Source organism: Luteimonas salinisoli (assembly GCF_013425525.1).
Taxonomy (GTDB): Bacteria; Pseudomonadota; Gammaproteobacteria; order Xanthomonadales; family Xanthomonadaceae; genus Luteimonas; species Luteimonas salinisoli.
The window spans coordinates 1-8,015 of the sequence record NZ_JACCKA010000067.1 but is presented as its reverse complement, the minus strand read 5'-3'; the positions used below and the strand labels follow the sequence as shown (position 1 = coordinate 8,015).

Genomic DNA, 8,015 nt, shown 5'->3' with positions numbered 1-8,015 from the left:
GGGGCGCGGGCCTGACCCCGGCCTGCACCGGGACGGCGCAGCGACAAAGGCGAGCGCGTCAGGCGCGCCCGCCGCGCTGCGTCACTTCAGGATCTTCGCCACCACGCCGGCGCCGACCGTCCGGCCGCCCTCGCGGATCGCGAAGCGCAGGCCCTCGTCCATCGCCACCGGGTTGATCAGCTCCACCACCATCTTCACGTTGTCGCCCGGCATCACCATCTCCGTGCCCTCCGGCAGCGTCACCGCGCCGGTGATGTCCGTGGTCCGGAAGTAGAACTGCGGACGGTAGCCCTTGAAGAACGGCGTGTGACGACCGCCCTCGTCCTTCGACAGCACGTACACCTCGGCCTCGAAGCTGGTGTGCGGCGCGATCGAACCCGGCTTGCACAGCACCTGCCCGCGCTCCACGTCGTCGCGCTTGGTGCCGCGAAGCAGCAGACCCGCGTTGTCGCCCGCCTGGCCCTGGTCCAGCAGCTTGCGGAACATCTCCACGCCCGTCACCGTGGTCTTCTGCGTCGCGCGGATCCCCACGATCTCGATCTCGTCGCCCACCTTGATGATCCCGCGCTCGATGCGCCCGGTCACCACCGTGCCGCGCCCGGAGATCGAGAACACGTCCTCCACCGGCATCAGGAACGGCTTGTCCACGTCGCGCTCGGGCTCCGGGATCCAGGTGTCCAGCGCCTCGACCAGCTTGATGATCGACGGCACGCCAATGTCGGTCTGATCGCCTTCCAGCGCGGAACGCGCCGAACCGGTGATGATCGGAGTGTCGTCGCCCGGAAACTCGTACTTGCTCAGCAGCTCGCGGACCTCCATCTCCACCAGCTCCAGCAGCTCGGCGTCGTCCACCAGGTCCGCCTTGTTCAGGTAGACCACGATGTACGGCACGCCGACCTGGCGCGCCAGCAGGATGTGCTCGCGCGTCTGCGGCATCGGACCGTCCGCGGCCGAACACACCAGGATCGCGCCGTCCATCTGCGCCGCACCGGTGATCATGTTCTTCACGTAGTCCGCGTGGCCCGGGCAGTCGACGTGCGCGTAGTGCCGGCTCTCCGACTCGTACTCCACGTGCGCCGTCGAAATCGTGATCCCGCGCGCCTTCTCTTCCGGCGCCGCGTCGATCGCGTCGTAGGCCTTGAACTCGCCGCCGAAACGCTCCGCACCGATCTTCGTCAGCGCCGCCGTCAGCGTCGTCTTGCCGTGGTCCACGTGACCGATCGTGCCCACGTTCACGTGGGGCTTGGTGCGCTCGAACTTACCCTTGGCCATGGTTGCGTTTCTCGTTGAACTGTTTGGATGGAGTACCGCGGAAGATGGTGCTCACGAATGGAATCGAACCATCGACCTCCTCCTTACCAAGGAGGTGCTCTACCGACTGAGCTACGTGAGCAGGTGTTCTTGTTGCAGAAGATCGGGCTCCTGCCCGATTTCTGCGTCGCGGCCCCGGCCAAGCCGGGACTCGCTCCCGCGCGACGCTTCCGCGGCGCGCGTCCGGGGCGTCCTGCCCCGGTGGGTGACTGGTGTTCTGCCGTCGCGGGGCCCAATGGAGCGGGAGACGGGAATCGAACCCGCACCATCAGCTTGGAAGGCTGAGGTTCTACCATTGAACTACTCCCGCGCCGCGCGGAACTGCATGGATCTGGTGGAGGGAGGTGGATTCGAACCACCGAAGGCGTAAGCCAGCAGATTTACAGTCTGCCCCCGTTGGCCGCTTGGGTATCCCTCCGGTGTTTCTGGCAAGCCGGTGAAAACAGCCCGCGATTTTCGCCTGAACCCGGGGCCCTGTCAACGCGGATCGTCGCCGGCAGCCGCCAGACCGGCCCGGACCTCGGCCAGCTCGCGACGCAGTTCGCGGATCTCGTGGCCCAGGTCCGCCAGCACCGCGTCCGGGGCGCCGGCAAGGGAAGCAACCGGCGACTCCGCGGCGCCCGCCGCCTCCCCCACGTCCCGGTCGTGCAGCGTCTGCATGGTGTTGACGATCACTGCGATGAACAAATTCAGCATTGTGAACGTCGCCAGCAGGATGAAGGGTACGAAGAAGGCCCATGCCCAGGGCTGGACTTCCATGACCGGCCGCACGATCCCCATCGACCAGCTTTCCAGGGTCATGATCTGGAAGAGGCTGTAGAAGGAAGCGCCCAGCCCGCCGAACCATTCCGGGAAATCCGCCCCGAACAGGCTGGTCGCGATCACCGCCGAGACGTAGAACAGGATCAGGATCAGGCCGGCGATGGCGCCGATCCCCGGGACGGCCCGCAGCAGCGCTTCCACCACGAAGCGCAGCTGCGGCATCATCGAGGCCAGCCGCAGCACCCTCAGCACCCGCAGCGCGCGCAGCACCGCCAACGGCCCCGAGGCCGGCACCAGGGCGATCCCCACCACCAGCAGGTCGAAGACGTTCCAGGCACTGCGGAAGAAGCGCGGGCCGTGGGCCCAGAGCTTGATTCCCAGCTCGGCGACGAAGACCGCCAGTGCCGCGACGTCCAGCCGCGACAGCCATGGGCCCCACGCAGCGCGCAGCCCCGGCGAGGTCTCCATGCCCAGGATGACGGCGTTGAGCACGATCACCGCGATCACGAACTTCTGCACCGCCGCCGATTCCACCCAGGCGGCCGCCCGGCCGCGCAGCCCGGGCCGCGGTTGCTCCCCCACGGTCATGTCCACCCCAGCCCCTCCCGATCAGACGTTGAAACGAAAATGCAGCACGTCGCCCTCCTGGACGCGGTACTCCTTGCCTTCCAGGCGCAGGCGCCCCGCGTCGCGGGCGCCGGCCTCGCCGCGGTAGCGGATGAAATCGTCGAAGCCGACGGTCTCGGCGCGGATGAAACCCTTCTCGAAGTCGGTGTGGATCACGGCAGCGGCCTGCGGCGCGGTCGAACCGGCCTTCACGGTCCACGCCCTGACCTCCTTCACGCCCGCAGTGAAGTAGGTCTGCAGGCCCAGCAGCCTGTAGGCGGCGCGGATCACCCGGTTCAGGCCCGGCTCGCCGAGGCCCAGGCTGGCCAGGAACTCGTCGCGGTCGGCATCGTCGAGCTGGGCGACCTCTTCCTCGATCGCCGCCGAGACCGGCACCACCTCTGCGCCTTCGCCCGCCGCCCGCGCGCGCACCGCGTCCAGGTGCGGATTGCCCTCGAAGCCGTCCTCGAGCACGTTGGCGACGTACATCACCGGCTTCAGGGTCAGCAGGAACAGGTCGCGGACCGCGGCGCGGTCGTCCTCGGACAGGCCGAGGGCGCGCGCCGGCGTGCCGGCATCGAGGCCGTCGCGGACCCGCGCCAGCACCGCTACCCGCACCTTGGCGTCCTTGTCCCCGGTCTTGGCCGAGCGCTCGGCGCGCTGCAGCGCCTTCTCCACCGATTCCAGGTCGGCCAGCGCCAGCTCGGTGTCGATGGTCTCGATGTCGGCGATCGGATCGACCCGGTTGTTGACGTGAACGACGTCGTCGTTCTCGAAGCAGCGCACCACGTGGGTGATCGCGTCGACCTCGCGGATATGGGCCAGGAACTTGTTGCCCAGGCCCTCGCCGCTGGCCGCACCCGCGACCAGTCCGGCGATGTCGACGAATTCCACCGCGGTGGGGAGCACCTTCTGCGGCTTGACGATCTCCGCCAGCTGGGCCAGGCGCGGGTCCGGCACCGGCACGATCCCGACGTTCGGCTCGATGGTGCAAAACGGAAAGTTCGCCGCGGCGATGCCCGCCTTGGTGAGCGCGTTGAAGAGGGTCGACTTGCCGACGTTGGGCAGGCCGACGATGCCGCATTTGATGCCCATGGCTTTTGATCCGGGAATTGAGAATCGGGAATCGGGAATCGGGAAGGCAGTTTTGCTCTTTCGATTCCCGATTCCCCATTCCCTATTCTCTATTCGTATGCAACCGCTTCATCGCCTCGTTGAAGTCGCCGGCCACGGCCAGGGGCAGGACGTCGATGGCGGCGTCGATGGCGCGGTCGATGAGGATATCGTCGTCCGCCGAGGCCCGCCCCAGCACCCAGGGCGTCACCTTGTCCTTGTGGCCGGGATGGCCGATGCCGATGCGGAGCCGATGGAAGCGCCCGTGCCCGAGCAGCCGCATGGTGTCGCGCAGGCCGTTCTGCCCTCCGTGGCCGCCGTCGAACTTGAGCCGCGCGGTGCCGGGCGGCAGGTCGAGCTCGTCGTGCGCCAGCAGCGCCTGCTCCGGCTCGATCTTCCAGAACCGCAGCGCAGCGGTCACCGACTTGCCGGAGAGGTTCATGAATGTCGCCGGCCTGAGCAGCCAGACCTGCGAGCCGCCGATGGCGACCCGGGCGGTCTCGCCGAACAGCTTGGCGTCGATCCTGAACCGCTCCCCGCAGCGATCGGCGAGCGCACCGACGAAGCGGAACCCGGCGTTGTGCCGGGTCCGCGCGTAGTCCTGGCCGGGGTTGCCCAGCCCGACGATCAGTCGCAGTTCCGCCATTGCGCGCACCGGCGCCCGGATGTCCGCGACGGACATCCAGGCGGGGACCGGCGTTATTCGCCCTTGCCTTCCTCGTCGACCTTGGCGGCGGGCACGGCACCGGCGACATCCTCCTCGTCCTCGCTCTCGGCCTCGGCCTCGATGCGACCGTGGCGTGCGATCACCACCGCGACGTCGTGCTCCTTGCCGAGCTTCAGTTCCGGGATCTCGACGCCTTCCGGCAGCTTGAGGTCGGACAGGTGCACCGCGTCGCCCAGCTTCAACTCGCCCAGGTCCACCTCGACGTACTCGGGGAGGTTGCCCGGCAGGCAGCTGATCGCCACCTCGTTCATCTCGTGGGTGATCACCACGTCCGAGGCCTTGCCGGCAGGCGACTTGTCCTCGTTGAGGAAGTGCAGCGGCACCGACGTGCGCAGCGCCTGGTCGGCGCTCACCCGCTGGAAGTCCAGATGCATGATCTGCTGCTTGTACGGGTGGCGCTGCATGTCCCGCAACAGCACCTTCTGCACGTCGCCGTCCAGGCTGAGGTCGAGGATCGACGAGTAGAACCACTCGTTCTTGCTGGCGAGCAGCACGTCCTCGTGGACGAGCTGGATGTTCACCGGATCGAGATCGCCACCATAGACGATGGCCGGCACGTTGCCGGTACGACGCAGGCGGCGGCTCGCACCCTTCCCCTCGTCGTCGCGGCGCTGCACCTTGATTTCATGTGTGGTTGCCATGTTGTTTCACTCTTTAACGTTGCGATGATCCGCCTCGCGGCGGGTTGGCGACTCTTCCGCGACCAGAAGAGCCGTTGTCCCCGGGAATCGGGAATCGGGAATGGAGAATCGAAAGCCGCGCTTCCGATTCCCTATTCCCCATTCTCCATTCCCGGCTCAATCCACATACAGCGAACTCACCGACTCGCCGAAGGCGATCCGGCGGATCGTCTCGGCCAGCAGTTCGGCCACGCTGAGCTGACGGATCCTCCCGCAGGCCCGCGCCGCCGGGGCCAGCGGGATCGTGTCGGTGACCACCAGTTCGTCGAGCTGCGAGCGGGTGATGTTGTCGATCGCCGCACCCGAAAGCACCGGATGCGTGCAGTAGGCGACCACCTTGGTGGCACCGTTGTCCTTGAGCGCCCCGGCAGCGGCGCACAGGGTGCCCGCGGTGTCGACGATGTCGTCGACCAGCACGCAGGTCTTGCCTTCGACGTCGCCGATGATGTTCATCACCGTGGCGACGTTGGCGCGCGGGCGGCGCTTGTCGATGATCGCCAGGTCGGCGTCGTCGAGGCGCTTGGCGATCGCCCGCGCCCGCACCACGCCGCCCACGTCGGGACTGACCACCACCATGTTGTCGGTGCCGTGCGCGCGCCAGATGTCGGCCAGCAGCAGCGGCGAGGCGTAGACGTTGTCGACCGGGATGTCGAAGAAGCCCTGGATCTGGTCGGCATGCAGGTCGATGGTCAGCGCCCGGTCGCAGCCGACCGCGCCGAACATCCGCGCCGCCACCTTGGCGGTGATCGGCACCCGCGACGAGCGCGGGCGGCGGTCCTGCCTGGCGTAGCCGAAATACGGCACCACCGCGGTCACGCTGGCGGCGCTGGCGCGCTTGAGCGCGTCGATCAGCACCAGCAGCTCCACCAGGTGCTCGGCGCTCGGCGCGCTGGTCGGCTGCAGGACGAACACCTCCTGCTTGCGCACGTTCTCCTCGATCTCGACCTGCACCTCGCCGTCGGAGAACTGCGACACCAGCGCCTTGCCCATGCGCGTGCCGAGCTCGCGGCAGACCGCCTGGGCCAGCGGCTTGTTGGCGTTCCCCGAGAAGATCAGGAGATTGCGGTCTTCTTTCATTGGAGGGTTCTCCGCGTCGCTCTGACCGTGGCGGGACTGAAGGGCCGGGAATGGAGAATCGGGGATCGGGAATCGGCAAAAAGCGGGGCGTCCTGCCCTTTTGCGATTCTCGATTCTCCATTCCCGATTCCCGTCGATGGCAGGGGCGGCAGGATTCGAACCTGCGAATGCCGGGATCAAAACCCGGTGCCTTGGGCCACTTGGCGACGCCCCTGTGGAGCCGGGAACAGGGAATCGGGAATGGAGAATCGTGACAGCCGCCGCCGCACTCGCTTACCGATTCCCGATTCCCGATTCCCGATTCCCGGTTTTTTCGAGCGCCTCCAGCAGCGGCGAGCGCGCCGCCCCGGCCGCCACCCAGGCATCCAGGCCCGGCGGCAGCCGCGCCAGCGCGGCCTCGGCGGATCCGCGCGTGGCGAACTCGACGAAGCAGCCGCTGCCGGTCCCGGTCAAGCGCGGCGAGCCGACCCGCGCCAGCGCGGCGAACGCGGCCTCCACGGCCGGTTCGCGGCGGCGCAGCAGCGGCTCGAACGCATTGCCGAGCGGAGCACCCGAAACGAAGTCCGACATTGTCGCGGGCGCCGCATGACGCGTCAATTCCGGGGCCTGGAAAAGCGCGGCGGTCGCCACCCGCACTCCGGGATCGAGCACCAGATACCAGGCCGGCGGCAGGGCGAGCGGGGTCAGGCGCTCGCCGACGCCCTCGGCCCAGGCGTTGGCGCCGTGCACGAACACCGGCACGTCGGCGCCCAGCTGCAGCCCCAGCGCGGCCAGCCGCGATATCCCCAGTCCGGTCCCCCAGAGCCGGTCCAGCGCCACCAGCACCGTGGCCGCGTCGGAGGAGCCGCCGCCGAAACCACCGCCGACAGGAACGCGTTTTTCGATGAAGATATCCGCGCCTTGATCGACATTCGCCGCCGTTTGCAGCATCTTTGCCGCATGAACGCCGAGATCGTCGGCCTCCGCGATGTCGGCAGCGGTCTCGCCGTGGCGGACCACGGCGCCATCGGTCCGTGGCCGCAGGTGCACGGTATCGCCCCAGTCCAGCAGCCGGAACACGGTCTGCAGCTCGTGGTAGCCGTCGGCGCGGCGGCCGGTAATGCGCAGGAACAGGTTGAGCTTGGCGGGCGCCGGCCACGCGCTCCAGCCGGCGGCGGGGTCGGCCACGGGCGGCACGCTTCAACCGTCCCGGGACACGGGCAGCGCCCAATCGTCGACGATCAGCCGCACCCGGGCTTCGCCCTGCCGGGCGCTGATGCGCTGCGGCCAGGGCGCGGCGCCGGCGTCCGCGCCGGGCGGCGCCCAGGCCTGGTAGTCGATGGTCCAGCCGCCCTGCTCGATCCGCACCAGGGTGCCGGCGGCATCGAAGTGCAGCCGCGCCGGCCCGTAGGCGCCGGGATCGGCGCGCCCGCCTGCGGCCCAGGCGGTCATCGCTCCCACCGGGATGCGCATGCCGGTGGCATCGAGCAGCAACGCCTCGACGTCGCCGCCGGCGCGCGGCCCGCCCTCCAGTCCCTCGATCCGGGCACCGGCGCGGTCGCCGGTCAGGCTCCAGCTCTGGCGGGTCACCGGTGCGCTCAGCACCACCCGGTAGGCCTCGCCGGCCTGCGACCACTCGATGCGGCCGTTGCCGCCGTCGCGACCGTTGGACAGGGCGACCCGTCCGCTGAAGCCGATCCGCTCCGCCTCGTGCAGCCGCGCCTCGCGCGCCTCGACCTGCGCGGTGGCCGCCGCCAGCG

General features: G+C 68.8%; 8 protein-coding genes and 4 tRNA genes. All 12 read right to left on the bottom strand.

Annotation, left to right across the window (positions count from 1 at the left end; all coding sequences use genetic code 11):
• Positions 1 to 81: 81 nt before the first annotated feature.
• On the bottom strand, positions 82 to 1,272 hold the full coding sequence (gene tuf, locus H0E84_RS11170) for an elongation factor Tu (protein WP_180678727.1): 1,191 nt from the start codon (positions 1,270 to 1,272) through the stop codon (positions 82 to 84).
• 45 nt (positions 1,273 to 1,317) lie between these two features.
• Positions 1,318 to 1,393, bottom strand: a tRNA-Thr gene (locus H0E84_RS11165).
• Positions 1,394 to 1,547: 154 nt separating this feature from the next.
• Positions 1,548 to 1,621 (bottom strand) — tRNA-Gly (locus tag H0E84_RS11160).
• A 22-nt stretch (positions 1,622 to 1,643) separates the two neighbouring features.
• Positions 1,644 to 1,729: transfer RNA gene (locus H0E84_RS11155), tRNA-Tyr, on the bottom strand.
• A gap of 59 nt (positions 1,730 to 1,788) precedes the next feature.
• A complete protein-coding gene (locus H0E84_RS11150; RefSeq protein ID WP_180678728.1) occupies positions 1,789 to 2,661 on the bottom strand; it encodes an ion transporter in 873 nt (290 codons plus the stop codon).
• Positions 2,662 to 2,682: 21 nt separating this feature from the next.
• On the bottom strand, positions 2,683 to 3,774 hold the full coding sequence (gene ychF / locus H0E84_RS11145) for a redox-regulated ATPase YchF (RefSeq protein ID WP_180678726.1): 1,092 nt from the start codon (positions 3,772 to 3,774) through the stop codon (positions 2,683 to 2,685).
• Between the two features lie 82 nt (positions 3,775 to 3,856).
• Positions 3,857 to 4,438, bottom strand: coding sequence for an aminoacyl-tRNA hydrolase (pth, locus tag H0E84_RS11140; RefSeq protein WP_180678725.1), 582 nt, complete (start codon positions 4,436 to 4,438; stop codon positions 3,857 to 3,859).
• A 53-nt stretch (positions 4,439 to 4,491) separates the two neighbouring features.
• Positions 4,492 to 5,160 carry a 50S ribosomal protein L25/general stress protein Ctc gene (locus tag H0E84_RS11135; RefSeq protein ID WP_180678724.1) on the bottom strand — a complete coding sequence of 223 codons (669 nt, stop codon included), beginning with the start codon at positions 5,158 to 5,160 and terminating at the stop codon, positions 4,492 to 4,494.
• Positions 5,161 to 5,316: 156 nt separating this feature from the next.
• A complete protein-coding gene (locus tag H0E84_RS11130) occupies positions 5,317 to 6,276 on the bottom strand; it encodes a ribose-phosphate diphosphokinase (protein ID WP_180678723.1) in 960 nt (319 codons plus the stop codon).
• A 137-nt stretch (positions 6,277 to 6,413) separates the two neighbouring features.
• Positions 6,414 to 6,490, bottom strand: a tRNA-Gln gene (locus tag H0E84_RS11125).
• A 59-nt stretch (positions 6,491 to 6,549) separates the two neighbouring features.
• Positions 6,550 to 7,443: a 4-(cytidine 5'-diphospho)-2-C-methyl-D-erythritol kinase gene (ispE, locus tag H0E84_RS11120; RefSeq protein WP_180678722.1), complete on the bottom strand. Its 894-nt coding sequence runs from the start codon at positions 7,441 to 7,443 to the stop codon at positions 6,550 to 6,552.
• A gap of 12 nt (positions 7,444 to 7,455) precedes the next feature.
• The coding region (lolB, locus tag H0E84_RS11115; protein WP_180678721.1) for a lipoprotein insertase outer membrane protein LolB at positions 7,456 to 8,015 on the bottom strand (560 nt) is incomplete at its 5' end.